Below are 20775 nucleotides of genomic sequence, written 5' to 3' on the forward strand. Positions count from 1 at the left end.
CTCATCGGAATAGACTCGACTCCAACGATTATTGGTTTACGGAGTCTTGATCATGGGTTTACTCGTCGATGGCCGCTGGCAGGACAAGTGGTACGAAAGCAGCAAGGACGGCGCGTTTCAGCGCGAACAGGCCAAACGCCGTAACTGGGTCACCGCCGATGGCCAGCCCGGCCCGAGCGGCGAAGGCGGTTTTGCCGCTGAAGCCGGGCGCTACCACCTCTACGTTTCCCTCGCCTGTCCATGGGCACATCGCACGCTGATCCTGCGCAAGCTCAAAGGTCTGGAAAGTCTGATCGACGTTTCGGTGGTCAGTTGGCTGATGCTGGAAAACGGCTGGACCTTCGACACGGCGCTCGGCTCAACCGGCGACAAGCTCGACGGCTTCGACTTCATGCACCAGCGCTATACCGCCGACACGGCCGATTACACCGGGCGCGTCACTGTGCCGGTACTGTGGGACAAAAAACTGAAGCGCATCGTCAGCAATGAATCAGCGGAAATCATCCGCATGTTCAACAGCGCGTTCGATAATCTGACCGGCAACGATCTGGATTTCTACCCGGCGCCATTACGCGGCGAGATTGATGCGCTGAACGAGCGGATCTATCCGGCGGTAAACAACGGTGTCTATCGCGCAGGCTTCGCGACCTCGCAACAGGCTTATGAAGAAGCGTTCGATGAGGTGTTTGCCGAGCTGGATCATCTGGAGCGGGTGCTGGGCGCCAATCGCTACTTGTCGGGTGAGTACCTGACCGAAGCCGATATCCGCTTGTTCACTACAATGATTCGGTTTGACGCGGTGTACCACGGCCACTTCAAGTGCAACCTGCGGCGGATTTCCGATTACCCGAATCTGTCGAACTGGCTGCGTGAGGTGTATCAGTTGCCGGGGATTGCCGAGACGGTGGATTTCCAGCACATCAAGAATCACTACTACGGCAGTCACAAGACGATCAATCCGACTGGGGTTGTGCCGAAGGGGCCGGAGCAGGATTTCACAGCGGCCCATGATCGGGCGCGGTTGAGCGGCAAAGGGGTTTGGCGCCGGGGCTGAGATCTGCATCGTTTTTGAAGACCTCTTCGCGAGCAGGCTCGCTCCCACAGGGGATTTGTGCACGACACAGATCCAATGTGGGAGCGAGCCTGCTCGCGAATGGGGCGACTCGGTTTTCAGACTTGCGCCTGAGCCCCTTCGAACCAAGCCAGCTTCTCGCGCAGTTGCACCACTTCACCAACGATCACCAGTGTCGGCGCATGCACTTCATGCTCCGCCACCAATCGTGGCAGATCGGCCAGCGTGCCGGTAAAGACCCGCTGATTGACCGTGGTGCCCTGCTGAATCAACGCCGCCGGGGTATCCGCTGAACGACCATGCTTGATCAGTTGTTCGCAAATGACCGGCAAGCCGACCAGACCCATATAGAACACCAGCGTCTGCGCCGGGGCGACAAGGTCGGCCCATGGCAGATCGGTGGAACCGTCCTTCAAATGCCCGGTGACAAAACGCACCGACTGCGCGTAATCACGATGGGTCAACGGAATCCCGGCATACGCCGCACAACCGCTGGCCGCTGTGATACCTGGCACGACCTGAAACGGAATACCGTGAGCAGCCAGCTCTTCGATCTCTTCACCACCACGACCGAAGATAAACGGATCGCCGCCCTTCAACCGCACCACGCGCTTGCCGGCCTTGGCCAGATCGACCAGTTGCTGGTTGATCTGATCCTGCGGCACGGCGTGATCAGAACGACGCTTGCCAACGTAGACCCGCTCGGCATCGCGACGGCACAATTCTAGAATCGCTGGCGCCACCAAGCGGTCGTAAAGCACCACATCGGCTTGCTGCATCAGACGCAAGGCCTTGAAGGTCAGCAGATCCGGATCGCCCGGGCCCGCGCCGACCAGATACACCTCGCCGGTGGTGACCATGGCCTCGCCATCGATCTTGGCTTGCAATAGACGCTCGGCTTCAGCGCCCTGCCCGGCCAGTTGACGATCGGCAATCGGCCCCTGAAACACGTCTTCCCAGAAGCCACGACGCTGCTGCACATCCGGAAACAGGCTTTTCACCTGATTACGGAAACGCGCGGCGAGTCCGGCCAACTGACCGTAAGTCGACGGAATCCAGGTTTCGATCTTGGCGCGAATCAACCGCGCCAGCACCGGCGCATCGCCGCCGCTGGACACGGCAATGATCAGCGGCGAGCGATCGACGATCGCCGGGAAGATCACGCTGCACAAGGCAGGCGCATCGACCACGTTGACCGGCACGCAGCGCTTGTGAGCATCGGTGGAAACTTGTGCGTTCAGCGTCTCATCGTCGGTGGCGGCAATGATCAGCCCGCAACCGTCAAGATCCGCCTCAACGTAACCGCGCAACAGGCATTCACCGCCAGAGGCAGTAACCAGTTCACGCAGTTGCGTTTCGATTTCAGGTGCGACCACCCGCAGCAGCGCACCGGCATCGGCCAGCAGACGGGATTTGCGCAAGGCAATTTCCCCCCCACCGACGACCAACACACGACTGCCGCGCAGGTTGTGAAACAGCGGCAGATATTTCATTTAGCCGATGACCTCAAGGCCACCCATGTACGGCTTCAGCACGTCCGGCACACGGATCGAACCGTCGGCCTGCTGGTAGTTTTCCAGCACGGCCACCAGAGTACGGCCAACCGCCAGACCGGAACCGTTCAAGGTGTGCACCAACTCAGGCTTGCCGGTTTCCGGGTTGCGGAAACGCGCTTGCATACGACGGGCCTGGAAGTCGCCGCAGTTCGAGCACGACGAGATTTCGCGGTACTTGTCCTGGCTCGGGATCCACACTTCGAGGTCATAAGTCTTGACTGCGCTGAAGCCCATGTCGCCGGTGCACAGCGCCAGCGTGCGGTAAGGCAGGCCGAGCAGTTGCAGGACTTTTTCGGCGTTGGCGGTCAGGCCTTCCAGCGCTTCCATCGAGCTCGACGGCTCAACGATCTGCACCATTTCAACCTTGTCGAACTGGTGCTGACGAATCATGCCGCGAGTGTCACGACCCGATGCGCCGGCTTCACTGCGGAAGCACGGAGTATGGGCAACGAACTTGATCGGCAGCAGTTTCGAGTCGACGATTTCGCCGGCAACGATGTTGGTCAGCGACACTTCGGCAGTCGGGATCAAGTACAGATCGGCTTCGCCTTCGCGAGCGATCTTGAACAGGTCTTCTTCGAACTTCGGCAGTTGACCGGTGCCTTGCAGCGCCGGGGCCTGAACCAGATAAGGCGTGTAGGCCTCTTCGTAGCCGTGCTCGTTGACGTGCAGGTTAATCATGAACTGTGCCAGTGCGCGATGCAGACGGGCGATCGGGCCACGCAACAGGGCGAAACGCGCGCCGGACAGTTTGGCGGCGGTTTCAAAGTCCAGCCAGCCGAACTTCTCGCCCAGCGCCACGTGGTCTTTCACTTCGAAATCGAATGCAGTCGGCGTGCCCCAACGGCGCACTTCGACGTTGTCGTCTTCGTCTTTGCCGACCGGCACGGATTCGTGTGGCAGGTTCGGGATGCCGAGCAGGATCGAATCCAGTTCGGTCTGGATCGCGTCCAGTTCGACTTTACCGGCGCTCAGTTCGCCCGCCATGCGCTCGACGTCCGCCATCAACGGCGCGATGTCTTCGCCGCGCTGCTTGGCCTGACCGATGGATTTGGAACGCGCGTTACGCTCAGCCTGCAGTGCTTCGGTGCGGGTCTGGACGGTCTTGCGCTGTTCTTCCAGCGCTTCGATGCGCGCGGTATCCAGGGCAAAGCCACGGGAAGCCAGGCGGTCCGCTACGTCCTGAAGGTTGCTACGTAACAGTTTGGAATCGAGCATGTCGGTTTCTCGTTATCAAAGTTTGGTCAAAGACAGGCCAGCCCACGTCGCGAGCAGCCCGCCGAATACGCTGAGTGCCGCATAGCCCAGGGCCAGCGGCACTTGCCCGCTTTCCAGCAGGCGCACCGTATCCAGTGAAAAGGATGAAAAAGTCGTCAGCCCCCCGAGGAAGCCGACCATCAACCCGGCACGCACCTCGATCGGCACCTCCGGGCGTATCAAAAACAGGCCGTACAACACGCCAATCAACAGACAGCCCACGATATTAACGGCCAGCGTCGCGGTATAGAAGTGCCGCGGCCAATTGGCGTTGACCCAATTGCCGGTGGCGAAGCGCAACAAGGTGCCGGCGACACCGCCGACGGAGACCGCAACAATCAATGGAAGCACTATTTTCTCCGCTGCCGAGGGCTTAAACGATCGAGTTGGGCGAGGTGGTTGAGCTTCTCGCCGATCTTCAATTCCAGGCCGCGCGGCACAGGCTGGTAGAACGGAATCGGTTCGAGCTCTTCCGGGAAATAGTCTTCGCCGGCGGCGTAAGCGTCCGGCTCATCATGGGCGTAGCGGTATTCGTCACCGTAGCCCAATTGCTTCATCAGTTTGGTCGGCGCGTTGCGCAGGTGCAGGGGTACTTCCAGCGAGCCGTTTTCAGCAGCGGCACGCAGAGCGGTTTTGAAGCCCATGTACACCGCATTGCTCTTCGGCGCGCAGGCCAGATAAGTGATGGCCTGGGCCACGGCCAACTCGCCTTCCGGACTGCCGAGGCGCTCCTGCACCTCCCACGCCGCGAGGCACAGGCTGAGGGCGCGCGGGTCGGCGTTGCCGATGTCTTCACTGGCCATGCGCACCACACGGCGGGCCAGGTACAGCGGATCGCAACCACCGTCGATCATCCGCGCAAACCAGTACAGCGCGCCGTCGGGGTTGGAGCCGCGTACCGATTTGTGCAGCGCCGAGATCTGGTCGTAGAACGCTTCGCCACCCTTGTCGAAACGTCGACGAGTATCGCCGAGCAGGCTTTGCAGCAGCTCGGTGCCGATTTCGCTGTTGTCTTCAGCCAGATCGGAGGCGTTTTCCAGCAGATTGAGCAGACGTCGGCCATCGCCATCGGCGGCGGACAGCAGCATTTGGAAGCCTTCGTCGTTAAGCGTCAGGTTGCGCTTGCCCAGCCCACGCTCTTCAGTGAGTGCACGATGCACCAGTTTGCGCAGCGCCGCTTCGTCGAGGCTTTTCAGCACGTAGACGCGGGCCCGCGACAACAGAGCGTTGTTGAGCTCGAACGAAGGGTTTTCGGTGGTGGCGCCGATGAAGATCAGCGTGCCGTCTTCAACGTACGGCAGGAACGCGTCCTGCTGGGATTTGTTGAAACGGTGCACTTCATCGACGAACAGAATCGTGCGCTTGCCGTACTGGCCGGCCTGCTGCTTGGCGATTTCAACGGCCTGACGGATCTCCTTGACCCCGGCGAGCACCGCCGAGACCGTTTCGAAGTGCGCATCGGAGACTTCCGCGAGCAATCGTGCAAGGGTGGTTTTACCCACGCCCGGCGGGCCCCAGAAGATCATCGAATGCAGTGCACCCTGCTCCAGCGCCTCACGCAGAGGCTTGCCGCGAGCGAGCACGTGCTCCTGACCGACGTACTCATCCAGATTGGTCGCACGCAAACGCGCGGCCAGTGGCTGGGCAATCGGTGCACTGCGAAACAGATCCATCACGTAGCGTTGAAACCTCTATTTTGCCGATCATTGACCCTGTAGGAGTGAGCCTGCTCGCGATAGCGGTGGGTCAGACGATGAAGATGTGACTGACAAATCGAATCGCGAGCAGGCTCACTCCTACAAAGGGTTTCGTGTTTATTCCTGGATCACGTCAGCACCCTTGGGGATGTCGAACTTGAACTTGGACGGCGACACCGGCTCGTTGGCCTTGACCCCGGTAAACAGGATGTTGGTGCGCTGGCCGACGCTGTCGATCAGCTGCATATCGTTAAGCAGACCGTTGCGGAACGACAGACGCAGGTTGTCGAACAGGGTGTCCTTGGTTTTCGGCTTGAGGGTGAAGTCGATCACGCCGCCCGCCTCTTTCGCGCTGATGTCGAAGCTCTGGCTGATCTTCGACACATCACCGGACAGCAGCAGTGCCGGGGTCTGGGTCAGGCGCTCGTCGAGTTTCTTGATGGTCGCCTGTTCCAGATCCGGGTCCCACAGGGTGACTTTCTTGCCGTCGGAGACCATGGTCTGCTCGGCCGGCGCGTTGGTGTGCCAGTAGAACAGGCCCGGACGCTGCAGGGTCATGTTGCCAGTGGTTTCCTGCAACTGCGTGCCGCTGCCGTCGAGGGTCAGCTGCGAGAAGTTCGCGCTCAGGGTCTTGGATGTTTCCAGCAATTGGGTCAGACGCGCCACGTCCTTGTCATCGGCGTGGGCCGTGAGAGTGGTCAGCGCCAGTACTGGCAGCAGCATGCGGATAAGACGCATGGGAGTCCTCTTGAATACTCGTTGGGAGAGCGGCGGCACATCATTGTCCCGCCTCTTGCGTTTGCAATCAGTCGCGTACCGGGCCCGGGGCCAGGACTTCACGGGAACCGTTGGTGTTCATCGAGGTGACGACCCCGGCCATTTCCATGGCTTCGATCATCCGTGCGGCACGGTTGTAGCCGATCTTCAGCTTGCGCTGTACAGCGGAAATAGAGGCACGACGGCTTTCGAGTACGAACTGTACGGCTTCGTCATACAGCGCGTCGGCTTCCGGATCATCGCCATCGCCGCCACCGCTGCTGCCCTCAAAACCGCTGCCGGCTTCTTCGACACCGTTGAGGATGTCATCGTTGTATTCCGGCGCGCCGCGCAGTTTCCACGCTTCGACCACACGGTGTACTTCATCGTCGGATACGAACGCGCCGTGAACCCGGATCGGCAGGCTGGTGCCCGGTGGCATGTAAAGCATGTCACCGTGGCCGAGCAGTTGTTCAGCACCACCCTGATCGATGATGGTGCGGGAGTCGATCTTGCTCGACACCTGGAACGCCATACGCGTCGGAATGTTGGCCTTGATCAGACCGGTGATCACGTCCACCGAAGGCCGCTGGGTCGCGAGGATCAAGTGAATACCGGCCGCACGGGCCTTCTGGGCGATACGGGCGATCAGTTCTTCAACCTTCTTGCCGACAATCATCATCATGTCAGCGAATTCGTCGACCACTACAACGATGGTCGGCAGCTTTTGCAGCAATGGTGCTTCGTCGTGAATGCTTTCACGCTTGTACAGCGGATCGCTCAACGGCTCGCCGGCGTCCTGGGCCTCCTTGACCTTGGCGTTGAAGCCGGACAGGTTACGCACGCCCATCTTCGCCATCAGCTTGTAACGGCGCTCCATCTCGGCAACGCTCCAGCGCAGGGCGTTGGCAGCGTCCTTCATGTCGGTCACGACCGGGCACAGCAGGTGCGGAATGCCTTCATAGATCGACAGTTCCAACATCTTCGGGTCGATCATGATCAGCTTGGCGTCTTCCGGGCCGGACTTGAACAGGATCGACAGGATCATCGCGTTCACACCCACCGACTTACCGGAACCGGTCGTACCGGCCACCAGCAAGTGCGGCATCTTCGCCAGGTCAGTGATTACCGGTTTACCACCGATATCGTGACCGAGTGCCAGGGTGACCGGCGATTTGAAGTTGTCGTACTCAGGCGTCGACAGCACCTCGGAGAAGCGCACGATCTGCCGGTCTTCGTTGGGAATCTCGATACCGACGGTGGTCTTGCCCGGAATCACCTCGACCACACGCACGCTGGTCACGGCCAGGGAGCGTGCAAGGTCTTTCGCCAGGTTGGCGATGCGGCTGACTTTTACGCCGGCGGCAGGCTGAATTTCGTAACGGGTAATCACCGGGCCCGGGTGGATCGAATCCACCGTGACCTCGACACCGAACTCTTTGAGCTTGATCTCCAGCAAGTGGCCGACCGCCGCCAGGGATTCCGGTGAGTAATTGAGTTGTTTCTTTTCCGCAGGATCGAGAATCGAGATCGGCGGCAAGGTGCCTTCCACGGCGCTGTCGACGAACAACGGTACCTGTTTCTCTTTCTGCACGCGCTTGCTTGGCTCGGGCGCCTTGGCCGGGGCCGGTGCGATAACCGGCGGAACTTGTTTCTCGCGATCGGACATGTGCTTGCTGAGGGCTTGCTCACGTTCGATCAGGCGTTCTTTGACTTTGGCCTGCTCACGCTTGTCGGTGACCGTCGGCGCGACCACGTCATGCACGCGATCATCGACTTCACGCAGTTGCGCAACCAGTTGTTTGCGTTCGGTACGTGCCGACCACCAGCGATTGAGCGCGCCCTGGAACAGCTCGAACAGATCGAGGGTGATCTTGCCGGTGATGTCCATCACCTTGAACCACGACAGGTCGGTGAACACCGTCAGGCCGAACAGGAATAGCGCGATGAACAACAGCGTGCTGCCCTGAATGTTCAGCGCGTTCTTTGCCAGATTGCCGAGGCTTTCGCCCAACGCGCCACCGGCCCCCGCTGGCAGACCCGACGCTGCATGGAAATGCAGATGTGCCAGCGCCGCGCCGGACAGCACCAGAAACACCAGACCGATCAGGCGCCAGGAAAACAGCCAGCCGCTCCACTGCCACGGCTCGTGGCGCTGGCGAAAGATCTGGTAGGCCTTGATCGCCAGCAGCAACGGGAAGATATAAGCGAAATAACCCAGCACCATGAACAGGATGTCAGCGCTGTAGGAGCCCGCCGGGCCGCCGAAATTCTGTACATCGTCGATCTTGCTGTTGTGGCTCCAGCCCGGATCGTCCTTGCCGTAGGTCAGCAAAGCCATCATCAGGAACAGGCACAAGGCGCCAATGGCGATCAATGCACCTTCCTTGAGCCGGTAGTGCAATTGTTGGCGCCAGAGCGGAACGACTGTTTTTGGTGCTTCGGTGGATTTCTTCAAAACGCTTCTTTTCCTGCGCCCGAGGCGCGTCCATCTATTGAATGACGATAAAAAACTGCCCAATCCAGGCAGGTAAAAAAGTGAACGAGCGCAACTGAGACTACTTTTAACACTGTGCTGCCGGTTTTATAAACACAGCCATGAATACAGCGCACCGCGAATATTCTGTAACAGCCCGGCATTGTACGGGTTTGTGCGTCCGATGCCATGCTTCAAACCCCAGGATCAAGCATAGTCAAGCACACAAGACCTGTGGGCCAATTTGAGCATGCATTACCTTTTGTGACAAAGGCTTATGAGGGGTATTTGATGAACGTAGCGAAGCATTCACGCCTGATCATCCTCGGCTCCGGCCCGGCCGGTTACAGCGCTGCCGTGTATGCCGCCCGCGCCAACCTCAAACCCGTGGTGATTACCGGCCTGCAGGCCGGTGGCCAGCTCACCACCACCGTCGAGGTCGACAACTGGCCCGGCGACGTCGAAGGCCTCACCGGCCCAGTGCTGATGGAGCGCATGCAGAAGCACGCCGAACGCTTTGCCACAGAGATCGTTTACGACCACATCCACACCGCCAAGTTGCAGCAGCGCCCGTTCGAGCTTATTGGCGACAGCGGCACTTACACCTGCGATGCGCTGATCATCGCCACCGGCGCCTCGGCGCAATACCTGGGGCTGCCTTCGGAAGAAGCCTTCGCCGGCAAAGGGGTTTCCGCGTGCGCGACCTGTGACGGCTTTTTCTATCGCAATCAGGTGGTCGCCGTGATCGGCGGCGGCAATACGGCGGTTGAGGAAGCACTGTACCTGTCGAACATCGCCAAAGAGGTGCACCTGATCCATCGCCGCGACAAACTGCGCTCGGAGAAAATCCTCCAGGACAAACTGTTCGAGAAAGCCGCCAACGGCAACGTACGCCTGCACTGGAACCAGAATCTCGACGAAGTACTCGGCGATGCCAGCGGGGTCACCGGCGCGCGACTGCGTGACAGCCATACCGGCGAAACCCGCGAACTGGCACTGGCCGGCGTCTTCATCGCCATTGGCCACAAACCCAACACCGACCTGTTTCAAGGCCAGTTGTCGATGCGCGACGGCTATTTGCAGGTCAAGGGCGGCAGTGACGGCGACGCGACCTCCACCGGGATTCCCGGGGTGTTTGCCGCCGGCGACGTGGCCGACCACGTTTATCGTCAGGCGGTGACGTCGGCAGGCGCCGGCTGCATGGCCGCGCTTGATGCCGAGAAGTATCTGGACGACATTCCTGTCATTTAACGGCACACTTTATTGCGGGCCGAACAGCCCGCACCGCCCTCCCCTTCTGCAAGCCTGGATGCCATGCTGACTTGGTTACAACGTAATTCACTGACTTTTCCACCACTGGAAAAGGCCATGCGCGACCCCAACGGATTGCTCGCCGCTGGTGGCGATCTGTCGGCCGATCGGCTGATTCAAGCGTATCGCCATGGCTGCTTTCCGTGGTTTTCCGAGGGCCAGCCAATTCTCTGGTGGTCGCCGGATCCGCGCACAGTGTTGTTTCCCGACGAACTGCATGTCTCGCGCAGCCTCGGCAAATTGCTGCGCCAGGAACGCTATCAAGTGACCTTCGATCAGGACTTCGACGCGGTAATCCGCGCCTGCGCCGCACCACGGGATTATGCCGACGGCACCTGGATCACCGAGGCGATGCAGGACGCCTACGTCGAACTGCATCGTCGCGGCTTCGCCCATTCGGTGGAGGTCTGGGACCAGGGAGAGCTGGTCGGCGGCCTGTATGGCCTGGCGATGGGCCAACTGTTTTTCGGCGAATCGATGTTCAGCCGCGCCGACAACGCCTCCAAATTCGGCTTTGCCACCCTGGTGCGCCATCTGCAAGACTCGGGATTCGTGCTGATCGATTGCCAGATGCCGACCGATCATCTGCACAGCCTCGGCGCGCGGGCGATTCCTCGTCAGCAATTCGCCGACTTTCTGGCAAATCACCTGGATCAACCCAATCGTGCCACCTGGGTTTGCTGAGCGACTTTTGCGCGCGTGGCTTACACTTAATTCACCAGCTTATCCCGAGGGTTGATCATGACCGAGTTGGCGCGTTTGAAGTTCTATGCCACTCAGCCTCACTCTTGCAGTTATCTGCCCGAGGAGCAGGCCACGACCCTGTTTCTCGATCCGAGTCAGCCCATGGATGTGCATGTCTACGCAGACCTGTCGGAAATGGGCTTTCGTCGCAGCGGCGATCATCTGTACCGCCCGCATTGCCAGAACTGCAATGCGTGCGTGCCTGCGCGCATCCCGGTAGCGCAGTTCACACCCAATCGCCAGCAGAAGCGGATCTTCAAACGCAATACGGATTTGCAGGTGCGCCCGGCCAAACCGCAATTCAGTGAAGAATATTTCGATCTGTACCAGCGCTACATCGAACAACGCCACGCTGACGGCGACATGTACCCGCCAAGCCGTGATCAATTCTCGACTTTTCTGGTACGTGATCTGCCCTTCTCGCGCTTTTACGAGTTCCGACTCGACGGACGGTTGCTCGCCGTGGCGGTGACCGATTTACTGCCGAACGGTTTGTCGGCGGTATACACCTTCTACGAACCCGACGAAGAGCGCCGTAGTCTTGGCCGATTTGCCATTCTCTGGCAAATCGCCGAGGCACAGCGCCTCGGGCTTGAGGCGGTGTACCTCGGGTACTGGATCAAGAACTGCAAAAAGATGAACTACAAGACGCAATACCGACCCATCGAATTGCTGATTAATCAGCGCTGGGTCATCCTCAACTAAACCCAAGCCGTAAACCCCTTGGCGTAAACACCATTTTTCGGGCACAATGCACGCCGCTTTTGCCTGGCGCAGTTGCACCGGGCCATTCATTGGATACCGAGGGCTTTACTGCATGTCGAAAGAAGACAGCTTCGAAATGGAAGGCACTGTCGTCGACACCCTGCCCAACACCATGTTTCGTGTGGAGTTGGAAAATGGGCACGTCGTAACCGCGCATATTTCCGGCAAGATGCGCAAGAACTACATTCGTATTCTTACCGGTGACAAAGTGCGCGTCGAGCTGACGCCCTATGACTTGAGCAAAGGGCGCATTACTTACCGCGCTCGTTAATCAAGTCAATACAGAACGCCCGGTTTATGCCGGGCGTTTTTGTTTGTCTGCGTTTTGGGGTTTGGGGTTTGGGGTTTGGGGACATATCCGTTTCTGCGGGTGTTGCCGCTGGCGGTTTCGCTCTTACAGCGACTCACTTTTCCAGACGCCGAAAAGTAAGCAAAAGGCTTTGCTCCTGGCGTACGGCACTTCGCTTAGGCTCAGTGTTCCCTCGCTACGGTGTCCATCCGGGGGCATCGCCTACGGTTTGCTTCGCTGCACCTCCTCTCGATGTATGCGGCTTCGCCGCACGGCGCTGCGCGCCTACCCCCGGATGAACACCTACGCTCGGCCTGCCGATGGGGCAAAAGATCAAAAGCCAAAGCAAGATCAAGTGCCAGATCAAGAGCCCCTCACCCTAGCCCTCTCCCGGAGGGAGAGGGGACTGACGGTGGTGTTTGGGAGAGTTACGCCGACGTGCGATACCGCGTTGAACTCAGATATTGAAAAGCACACAAACCGGCCCCCTCTCCCTCGGGAGAGGGCTGGGGTGAGGGGAAGCACCACCACAAATCCAAAGCCGACCACGCCCCGCTCTTCACCACTCAATAGGCCGAGTGTCAGCTCGCCTGCTCTTGATCTTGATCCACGGGCGACGTCGGAAGGCTGAGTGGAGGGATTGATCCGGGCGTGGGAGCGCAGCGACCGTTTGGCGCAGCCAAACACAGCGAGAGGAGGTGCAGCGAAGCAAACCGTAGGCGCTGCGCCCGGATCGATCCCGGAGCGAAGGAACCCCGAGCCCCAGCGAGCGGGCCGCACGCAGGAGCAAGCGTTTTTTGCTTACTTTTTTTGGCGCTTGAAAAAAAGTGAGTCGCCGTAAGGGCGAAATCGTAATAAGCCATCACCGCAGCAACGGATATTCACCCAAAAACCCCAAACAACAAATAACAAATAACAAATAACAAAAAGGCGCCCGAAGGCGCCCTCTTGATCCAAGGCCATCAGGCCATTTCTGCGGTGGTCTCGAAGTCAAACGTCAACTCACCATCCTTGATGTCGATGTGAACCACACCGCCATGCTCGGCCAGCTCGCCAAACAGAATCTCCTCCGCCAACGGACGCTTGATCTTGTCCTGGATCAGACGCGCCATCGGACGTGCGCCCATCGCCGAGTCATAACCACCCGCCGCCAGCCAACTACGCGCGGCATCAGTGACCTCAAGCAGCACACGCTTGTCTTCCAGCTGCGCCTGAAGCTCCGTAAGGAACTTGTCCACCACACTTTTGATAACCTCATGACTGAGGCGACCAAACTGGATAATGGTGTCCAGACGGTTACGGAACTCCGGCGTGAAGCTCTTCTTGATCACTTCCATCGCATCAGACGAGTGATCCTGATGGGTGAAACCGATCGAAGCGCGAGCAGCCGTCTCGGCACCAGCGTTGGTGGTCATGATCACGATCACGTTGCGGAAGTCCGCCTTGCGCCCGTTGTTGTCGGTCAGCGTGCCGTGATCCATCACCTGCAGCAGCAGGTTGAAGACTTCCGGATGCGCCTTCTCGATTTCATCGAGGAGCAATACGCAGTGCGGCTGCTTGGTGATCGCTTCGGTCAACAGACCGCCCTGATCAAAGCCGACATACCCCGGAGGCGCACCGATCAGACGCGATACGGTGTGACGCTCCATGTACTCGGACATGTCGAAGCGCACCAGTTCGATCCCCAACGCCTTGGCCAACTGCCGCGCAGCTTCGGTTTTACCAACACCGGTCGGGCCTGCGAACAGGAACGAACCGACTGGCTTGTCAGGCGATTTCAGCCCGGCGCGAGACAGCTTGATCGCAGTCGACAGCGAATCGATCGCCGCGTCCTGACCAAACACCGTCAGTTTCAGGTCACGCTCCAGGTTACGCAGCAGTTCCTTGTCGGAACTGGTGACGTGCTTAGGCGGAATCCGCGCGATTTTCGCGACGATGTCTTCAACCTGCGGCACTTCGATGCGCTTCACACGTTTTTCTACCGGTTGCAGACGCTGGTAGGCGCCCGCCTCGTCGATCACGTCGATGGCCTTGTCCGGCATATGCCGGTCATTGATGTAGCGCGAGGCCAGTTCAGCAGCGGCGCGCAACGACTCATCGCTGTATTCGATGTTGTGGTGCTGCTCGAAACGCCCTTTCAGGCCGCGCAGAATACCGATGGTGTCTTCCACCGACGGTTCGACAACATCAACCTTCTGGAATCGACGTGCCAAGGCACGATCTTTCTCGAAGATGCCGCGGAATTCCTGGAACGTGGTCGAGCCGATGCAGCGAATGTCGCCAGACGACAGCAGCGGTTTGAGCAGGTTCGAGGCATCCATTACGCCACCGGACGCAGCGCCGGCACCGATGATGGTGTGGATCTCGTCGATGAACAGGATCGCCTGCGGACGTTTTTTCAATTCATTGAGCAACGCCTTGAAGCGCTTCTCGAAATCACCGCGATACTTGGTGCCCGCGAGCAGGGCACCGAGGTCGAGGGAGTAAACAACGCTGTTGGCCAACAGATCCGGCACCTGGTTGTCTACAATGCGCTTGGCCAGGCCTTCGGCAATCGCGGTTTTACCCACGCCTGCTTCACCAACCAGCAGCGGATTGTTCTTGCGTCGACGCGCGAGAATCTGCGCGACACGCTCGACTTCCGACTCACGGCCGACCAGCGGATCTATTCGACCCTGACGCGCGAGTTCGTTGAGGTTGCTGGCATAAGCATCCAGAGGATTGCCTGAAGAAGAAGACTCACCGCCCTCGTCGTCCTGCATATCTTGTTCACCTTCAGAGTGATCGCCATGCCCCGGCACTTTGGAAATGCCGTGTGCGATGTAATTGACGACATCGATGCGCGCAACGCTCTGCTGTTTCAGCAGGAACACTGCCTGACTCTCTTGCTCACTGAAGATGGCAACCAGCACGTTGGCGCCGGTTACTTCGCGTTTGCCCGAGCTCTGTACGTGGAAAACAGCACGTTGCAGTACACGCTGGAAGCCCAGGGTTGGCTGGGTTTCGCGATCTTCGTCATGAACGGGGATCAATGGCGTGGTGGAGTCGATGAACTCCTGCAGGTCATGCTTGAGTTTGTCGAGGTTTGCGCCGCAGGCACGCAAAACGGTGGCGGCAGCCTCATTGTCCAATAGGGCCAGCAAAAGGTGTTCGACGGTCATGAATTCATGACGTTTCGAACGAGCCTCCTTGAAGGCTAGATTGAGGGTGACTTCGAGCTCGCGGTTTAACATAGCTTCACCTCATACCCAAGTGGTCGGCGATTAACCGTCCTTCTCGATTTCACAGAGTAGCGGATGCTGGCTTTCCCTGGCGTACTGGTTGACCTGCATGGCCTTTGTCTCGGCGATGTCGCGGGTAAACACTCCACATACTGCCCGTCCTTCTGTGTGGACGGCCAGCATGACCTTGGTCGCCAGCTCGCGATTCAGGTTAAAAAACACCTCGAGCACTTCGACGACGAAATCCATCGGTGTGTAGTCATCGTTGAACAAAACCACCTTGTACATCGGCGGCGCCTGTAACGCAGGCTTTGCTTCCTGAACAGCAACGCCTGCCGAATCGTCGTCGTGCTCCTCTGGAAGATCCTTTTGGAGAAGCGGGCGATCCTGATTGAATGTTAGTCGAATCTGGCTGATTGCATGCATGGAAAGAAAGGTTCGTCAGTTGTGCAAATACAGTGGTGGGGGCGGTTGTCCACGTTTTCAACTCCGACTGCCCGGTCACCTTGACTATCGGGAAAACGGTGTTACAACCAATAGAGCCCACAGTGGGTAAAAAAGATCCGCGGAGTCAATCCTTTTAACGGATTAGATTGCGGATGAATTGGATGATACTCCAGCGATGGAGTCTGTTGCAGAGGGATTTGAGCATGGCTGTCGGCAAGGTGAAATGGTTCAACAATGCCAAGGGATTCGGCTTTATCAATACCGAAGCCCGCGAAGGCCGCGATGAGGATGGCAAAGATATTGATTTCTTTGCGCACTACTCCGCCATTGAGATGGACGGGTATAAAACCCTGAAAGCGGGTCAGGCAGTGAAATTCGAGATCGTGCAAGGCCCCAAAGGCCTTCACGCGGTGAAAATCTGCTCGGCAGACGTGGTCAACGAAGCGACCCCGGCCGCCCCCGCAGCGCAAACGGTATCCAGCTGACGCCTCAGAACCTTCAGCCATAAAAAAACCGCCTGCCTCAATTCATCGAGGCAGGCGGTTTTTTATGTGCCCGCGTTTTACATATGCGAAATCAACGCATCCCCAAAGCCCGAAGACGAAACCAGCTTGGCCCCGTCCATCAGACGTTCGAAGTCATAGGTCACAGTCTTGGCACCAATGGCGCCGTTGGTGCCCTTGATGATCAGATCCGCCGCTTCGGTCCAGCCCATGTGGCGCAGCATCATCTCGGCCGAGAGAATCAGCGAACCCGGGTTGACCTGATCCTTGCCGGCGTACTTCGGCGCAGTACCGTGAGTCGCTTCAAACATCGCCACGGTGTCGGACAGGTTGGCGCCCGGAGCAATACCGATGCCACCCACTTCCGCCGCCAAAGCGTCGGAGAGGTAGTCGCCGTTCAGGTTCAGGGTCGCGATCACATCGTATTCGGCCGGGCGCAGCAGGATCTGCTGAAGCATGGCGTCGGCGATGGCATCTTTGACCACAACGTTCTTGCCGGTTTTCGGGTTTTTGAACTGCATCCACGGGCCGCCGTCGAGCAGGGTCGCGCCGAATTCTTCAGCGGCCACTTCGTAGGCCCACTCTTTGAAGGCACCTTCGGTGAACTTCATGATGTTGCCTTTGTGCACAATGGTCAGCGAATCGCGGTCGTTATCGACCACATACTGCAGAGCCTTGCGTGCCAGGCGCTTGGTGCCTTCCAGCGAAACCGGCTTGACGCCGATGCCGCAGTTTTCGTCGAAACGGATCTTGGTGACGCCCATTTCTTCTTTAAGGAATTTGATGACTTTGGTGGCTTCCGGCGAACCGGCCTTCCACTCAATGCCCGCGTAGATGTCTTCGGAGTTCTCGCGGAAGATGGTCATGTCGACGTCACCAGGCTTTTTCACCGGGCTTGGCACGCCTTCGAACCAGCGCACCGGGCGCAGGCAGACGTACAGGTCGAGTTGCTGACGCAGGGCCACGTTCAGCGAGCGAATGCCGCCACCGACCGGGGTGGTCAGCGGGCCTTTGATGGAAACCACGTAATCCTTGACTGCATCGAGAGTTTCCTGAGGCAGCCAGGTGTCCTGATCGTAAACCTGAGTGGCTTTTTCCCCGGCGTAGACTTCCATCCAGGAAATCTTGCGCTTACCGCCGTATGCCTTTTGAACTGCAGCATCGACAACCTTGATCATCACCGGACTGATGTCGACACCAATGCCGTCACCTTCGATGAAGGGGATGATCGGGTTATCAGGAACATTGAGAGAATGGTCTGCATTGACGGTGATTTTGTCGCCGACGGCTGGAACCTGAATCTTCTTGTAACCCATGCTGAACTCCATTGTTTGGATTGAACATCTGGCTTGGTTCGAGCGTAACCCAGTTAAATCAACACGCAAACCCTCTGTTCGTGGCACGGCTACATCTCGTTTCGTACAAGCCTGAAAGCAAAGGGAAAAGCGCCAAACTCAAGCATTCGCGACGACTCTACGCCCGACCCCGCCCTGCGACCTTTAGACCAATGGACGAGAATCGTTGCATATGAACCATCGGCAGATTGCCAGCTACCTATGTATAATGCCGCCCGCTGACCACAGGGTCACGACGGCTGGCCTCTCTAGCACGAGACTTTCCGCCTGATTGGTCGGGTTGTTACCGCAGCCTGACTGCTTGACGCTCTACTGATGCACCCAACATCACCGCGAAGAATCTCGACATTCGGTTCATGGATGACTTTGAACGAACGCGCTTACCCGGCGCCCCTCGAGTTTCTGCGCACGCTTTAGCAAAGAAGAGAGAGTTAATCCGAATATGCCCACCCGCTCGAAGATCATCTATACCTTCACCGACGAAGCTCCAGCCCTCGCCACCTATTCCCTGCTGCCGATCATCGAGGCGTACACCGCTTCGGCCGATATCGCCGTGGAAACCCGCGATATCTCTCTTGCAGCGCGCATCCTGGCCAGCTTCCCCGAGCAACTGGGCGACAAAGTCGTAGCCGACCACCTCGCCGAACTGGGCGACCTGGCCGTTACGCCTGAAGCCAACATCATCAAGCTGCCGAACATCAGCGCTTCGGTGCCACAGCTGCAAGCCGCGATCAAAGAGCTGCAAGCTCAGGGTTACAACCTGCCGGACTACCCGGAAACCGTGACCAGCGACGCTGACAAAGACGCCAAGGCGCGTTACGACAAGGTCAAGGGCAGCGCCGTGAACCCGGTTCTGCGTGAAGGCAACTCCGATCGCCGCGCACCGCTGTCGGTGAAGAACTACGCTCGCAAGCACCCGCACAAAATGGGCGCCTGGGCCAAAGACTCCAAGTCCCACGTCGCTCACATGAGCACCGGCGATTTCTACGGCAGCGAAAAAGCTGCCCTGATCGACGCCGCTGACGCCGTGAAGATCGAGCTGATCGCCAAGGACGGTACCGCGACCGTTCTGAAAGAAAAAACCACCGTTCAGGCTGGCGAGATCCTCGACTGCGCCGTGATGAGCAAAAACGCCCTGCGCGCGTTCATCGCTGCTGAAATCGAAAGCGCCAAGGCGCAAGGCGTGCTGCTCTCGGTGCACCTGAAAGCGACCATGATGAAGGTCTCCGACCCGATCATGTTCGGCCAGATCGTTGCCGAGTTCTATAAAGACGCCCTGACCAAGCACGCTGACGTGCTGGCCGAAATCGGCTTCAACCTGAACAACGGCATCGGCGATCTGTACGCGCGCATCAAGGCCCTGCCGGCTGAGCAGCAAGCTCAGATCGAAGCTGACATGGCCGCGGTCTACGCTGCTCGCCCATCGCTGGCGATGGTCAACTCCGACAAAGGCATCACCAACCTGCACGTGCCGAGCGACGTGATCGTCGACGCCTCGATGCCAGCGATGATCCGTGACTCCGGCAAAATGTGGGGCACCGACGGTCAGCTGCACGACACCAAGGCGGTCATCCCGGATCGTTGCTACGCGACCATCTACCAGGCTGTGATCGAAGATTGCAAAGCCAATGGCGCTTTCGACCCGACCACCATGGGCAGCGTGCCAAACGTTGGCCTGATGGCAAAGAAAGCCGAAGAGTACGGCTCGCACGACAAAACCTTCCAGATCAAGGCTGACGGCGTTGTTCGCGTCACCGACAGCAAGGGCAACCTGCTGATGGAACAGACTGTTGAAGCCGGCGACATCTTCCGCATGTGCCAGACCAAAGACGCGCCGATTCAGGACTGGGTCAAACTGGCCGTCAACCGTGCTCGCGCAAGCAGCACCCCGGCGATCTTCTGGCTGGACCCAATGCGCGCTCACGATGGCGTAGTGATCGAGAAAGTTCAGGCTTACCTGAAGGATCACGACACGGCCGGTCTGGACATCCAGATCATGGCACCGGTCGACGCGATGAAGTACACCCTGCAGCGCACCCGCGAAGGCAAGGACACCATTTCGGTGACCGGCAACGTACTGCGCGACTACCTGACCGACCTGTTCCCGATCATGGAACTGGGCACCAGCGCGAAGATGCTGTCGATCGTGCCGCTGATGAACGGCGGTGGCCTGTTCGAAACCGGCGCCGGCGGTTCGGCTCCGAAGCACGTGCAGCAACTGGTTGAAGAGAACTTCCTGCGCTGGGATTCGCTGGGCGAGTTCCTCGCACTGGCAGCGTCCCTTGAGCATCTGGGCGTGAACTACAACAACCCGAAAGCACTGGTACTGTCGAAGACTCTGGATCAGGCGACTGGCCAGTTCCTCGACAACAACAAGTCGCCATCGCGCAAAGTCGGCAACATCGACAACCGCGGCAGCCACTTCTACCTGGCGATGTACTGGGCTCAGGCTCTGGCCGCCCAGACTGAAGACGCTGCACTGCAAGCGCAATTCGCCACTCTGGCAAAAACCCTGACCGAGAACGAAGCAACCATCGTTGCCGAGCTCAACGCCGTTCAGGGCAAGCCAGTCGACATCGGCGGTTACTACCACGCCAATGCCGAGCTGATCAGCAAGGCCATGCGCCCAAGCGCAACCCTCAACGCGGCGATTGCTGCGCTGGTTTAAGGTTGTAGCGCTGTAATCGAACCCCGGCCCTGTGCCGGGGTTTGTGTTTCCAGAGCTCACACAATTCCCCTGTGGGAGCGAGCCTGCTCGCGAAAGCGGTTTATCATTCAGCATCTGCATTGACTGACACACCGCTTTCGCGAGCAGGCTCGCTCCCACAGGGGGATTGGGTTTCAACTCTATATTTGAGGACATCCTATGGAATGGCTCCCCCACATCACCGTCGCCACCATCGTCGAGGACAACGGTCGCTTCCTGATGGTCGAAGAACACAAGGCCGGGCGTAATGTGCTCAACCAGCCCGCCGGCCATCTCGACCCGGACGAAACCCTGATCGATGCAGCCGTGCGCGAGACCCTCGAAGAAACCGGTTGGGACGTCGAACCCACCGGCGTCATCGGCATTTACCTGTACACCGCGCCGAGCAACGGCGTGACTTACCAGCGCGTGTGCTTCAGCGCCAAAGCCGTCAAACACCACCCGGATTATCAACTCGACGACGGCATCGTCGGTGCCAAGTGGCTGACCCGCGACGAATTAATCGCCCAACGCGACAACTGGCGCAGTGAGCTGATCATCCGTTGCATCGACGATTATCTGGCCGGCCATCACTTCAGCCTCGAACTGATCCGCCCTTCTCTTTAGCCTTGAGGCCGCG

General features: G+C 58.7%; 17 protein-coding genes. 8 read left to right on the forward strand and 9 right to left on the reverse strand.

Annotated features, from left to right (window positions below; genetic code table 11):
• Window positions 1–52: 52 nt before the first annotated feature.
• Window positions 53–1054 (forward strand): glutathione S-transferase family protein, encoded by a 1002-nt coding sequence (locus AB4N44_RS06310; RefSeq protein WP_460109666.1) that lies wholly within the window; start codon window positions 53–55, stop codon window positions 1052–1054.
• Window positions 1055–1170: 116 nt separating this feature from the next.
• Here the strand turns inward: AB4N44_RS06310 and cysG are convergent, their stop codons facing one another.
• The 6 genes from cysG to AB4N44_RS06340 form a co-directional block, all read right to left on the reverse strand.
• Complete coding sequence (gene cysG, locus AB4N44_RS06315; protein WP_127928925.1) at window positions 1171–2565, reverse strand: siroheme synthase CysG; 1395 nt, start codon at window positions 2563–2565, stop codon at window positions 1171–1173.
• A complete protein-coding gene (gene serS / locus AB4N44_RS06320) occupies window positions 2566–3846 on the reverse strand; it encodes a serine--tRNA ligase (RefSeq protein WP_160040960.1) in 1281 nt (426 codons plus the stop codon).
• A gap of 15 nt (window positions 3847–3861) precedes the next feature.
• Window positions 3862–4236: a fluoride efflux transporter CrcB gene (gene crcB, locus AB4N44_RS06325; RefSeq protein WP_064390665.1), complete on the reverse strand. Its 375-nt coding sequence runs from the start codon at window positions 4234–4236 to the stop codon at window positions 3862–3864.
• The gene (locus AB4N44_RS06330; RefSeq protein WP_064587012.1) at window positions 4236–5558 is read right to left on the reverse strand and encodes a replication-associated recombination protein A; all 1323 of its coding nucleotides are present in this window, start codon (window positions 5556–5558) and stop codon (window positions 4236–4238) included. Before AB4N44_RS06330 ends, crcB begins: the two co-directional genes overlap by 1 nt.
• Before the next feature lie 141 nt (window positions 5559–5699).
• Window positions 5700–6320: an outer membrane lipoprotein chaperone LolA gene (gene lolA, locus AB4N44_RS06335; RefSeq protein WP_127928929.1), complete on the reverse strand. Its 621-nt coding sequence runs from the start codon at window positions 6318–6320 to the stop codon at window positions 5700–5702.
• 67 nt (window positions 6321–6387) lie between these two features.
• Entirely contained in the window at window positions 6388–8796 is a 2409-nt protein-coding gene (locus AB4N44_RS06340; RefSeq protein ID WP_034155142.1) for a DNA translocase FtsK, read from the reverse strand.
• A 309-nt stretch (window positions 8797–9105) separates the two neighbouring features.
• On the opposite strand from AB4N44_RS06340, the gene trxB reads away from it, so the two are divergent.
• From trxB to infA, 4 genes are all read left to right on the forward strand, one after another.
• The gene (trxB, locus tag AB4N44_RS06345) at window positions 9106–10065 is read left to right on the forward strand and encodes a thioredoxin-disulfide reductase (protein ID WP_460109663.1); all 960 of its coding nucleotides are present in this window, start codon (window positions 9106–9108) and stop codon (window positions 10063–10065) included.
• A gap of 63 nt (window positions 10066–10128) precedes the next feature.
• Window positions 10129–10809 (forward strand): leucyl/phenylalanyl-tRNA--protein transferase, encoded by a 681-nt coding sequence (gene aat / locus AB4N44_RS06350; RefSeq protein WP_150751088.1) that lies wholly within the window; start codon window positions 10129–10131, stop codon window positions 10807–10809.
• A 57-nt stretch (window positions 10810–10866) separates the two neighbouring features.
• Window positions 10867–11574: an arginyltransferase gene (locus AB4N44_RS06355; RefSeq protein ID WP_110719379.1), complete on the forward strand. Its 708-nt coding sequence runs from the start codon at window positions 10867–10869 to the stop codon at window positions 11572–11574.
• Window positions 11575–11686: 112 nt separating this feature from the next.
• Window positions 11687–11905 carry a translation initiation factor IF-1 gene (gene infA, locus AB4N44_RS06360; protein ID WP_002553999.1) on the forward strand — a complete coding sequence of 73 codons (219 nt, stop codon included), beginning with the start codon at window positions 11687–11689 and terminating at the stop codon, window positions 11903–11905.
• A 980-nt stretch (window positions 11906–12885) separates the two neighbouring features.
• Here the strand turns inward: infA and clpA are convergent.
• A complete protein-coding gene (gene clpA / locus AB4N44_RS06365; protein WP_016987404.1) occupies window positions 12886–15156 on the reverse strand; it encodes an ATP-dependent Clp protease ATP-binding subunit ClpA in 2271 nt (756 codons plus the stop codon).
• Window positions 15157–15186: 30 nt separating this feature from the next.
• Entirely contained in the window at window positions 15187–15570 is a 384-nt protein-coding gene (gene clpS / locus AB4N44_RS06370; protein ID WP_016987405.1) for an ATP-dependent Clp protease adapter ClpS, read from the reverse strand.
• 224 nt (window positions 15571–15794) lie between these two features.
• Between clpS and AB4N44_RS06375 the strand changes: the two genes are divergently transcribed.
• The gene (locus AB4N44_RS06375; protein ID WP_127928935.1) at window positions 15795–16076 is read left to right on the forward strand and encodes a cold shock domain-containing protein; all 282 of its coding nucleotides are present in this window, start codon (window positions 15795–15797) and stop codon (window positions 16074–16076) included.
• A gap of 77 nt (window positions 16077–16153) precedes the next feature.
• On the opposite strand, the gene icd is transcribed toward AB4N44_RS06375, so the two are convergent.
• The gene (icd, locus tag AB4N44_RS06380; RefSeq protein WP_034155137.1) at window positions 16154–17410 is read right to left on the reverse strand and encodes an NADP-dependent isocitrate dehydrogenase; all 1257 of its coding nucleotides are present in this window, start codon (window positions 17408–17410) and stop codon (window positions 16154–16156) included.
• Window positions 17411–17891: 481 nt separating this feature from the next.
• On the opposite strand from icd, the gene AB4N44_RS06385 reads away from it, so the two are divergent.
• Both AB4N44_RS06385 and AB4N44_RS06390 read left to right on the forward strand, forming a co-directional pair.
• Window positions 17892–20117, forward strand: a complete 2226-nt coding sequence (locus tag AB4N44_RS06385; RefSeq protein ID WP_460109659.1) for an NADP-dependent isocitrate dehydrogenase — start codon at window positions 17892–17894, stop codon at window positions 20115–20117.
• Window positions 20118–20315: 198 nt separating this feature from the next.
• Window positions 20316–20762, forward strand: a complete 447-nt coding sequence (locus AB4N44_RS06390; protein ID WP_102358980.1) for an NUDIX hydrolase — start codon at window positions 20316–20318, stop codon at window positions 20760–20762.
• The last annotated feature ends 13 nt before the right edge of the window (window positions 20763–20775 follow it).

The sequence above is a fragment of the Pseudomonas sp. S3_C06 genome (assembly GCF_054667675.1).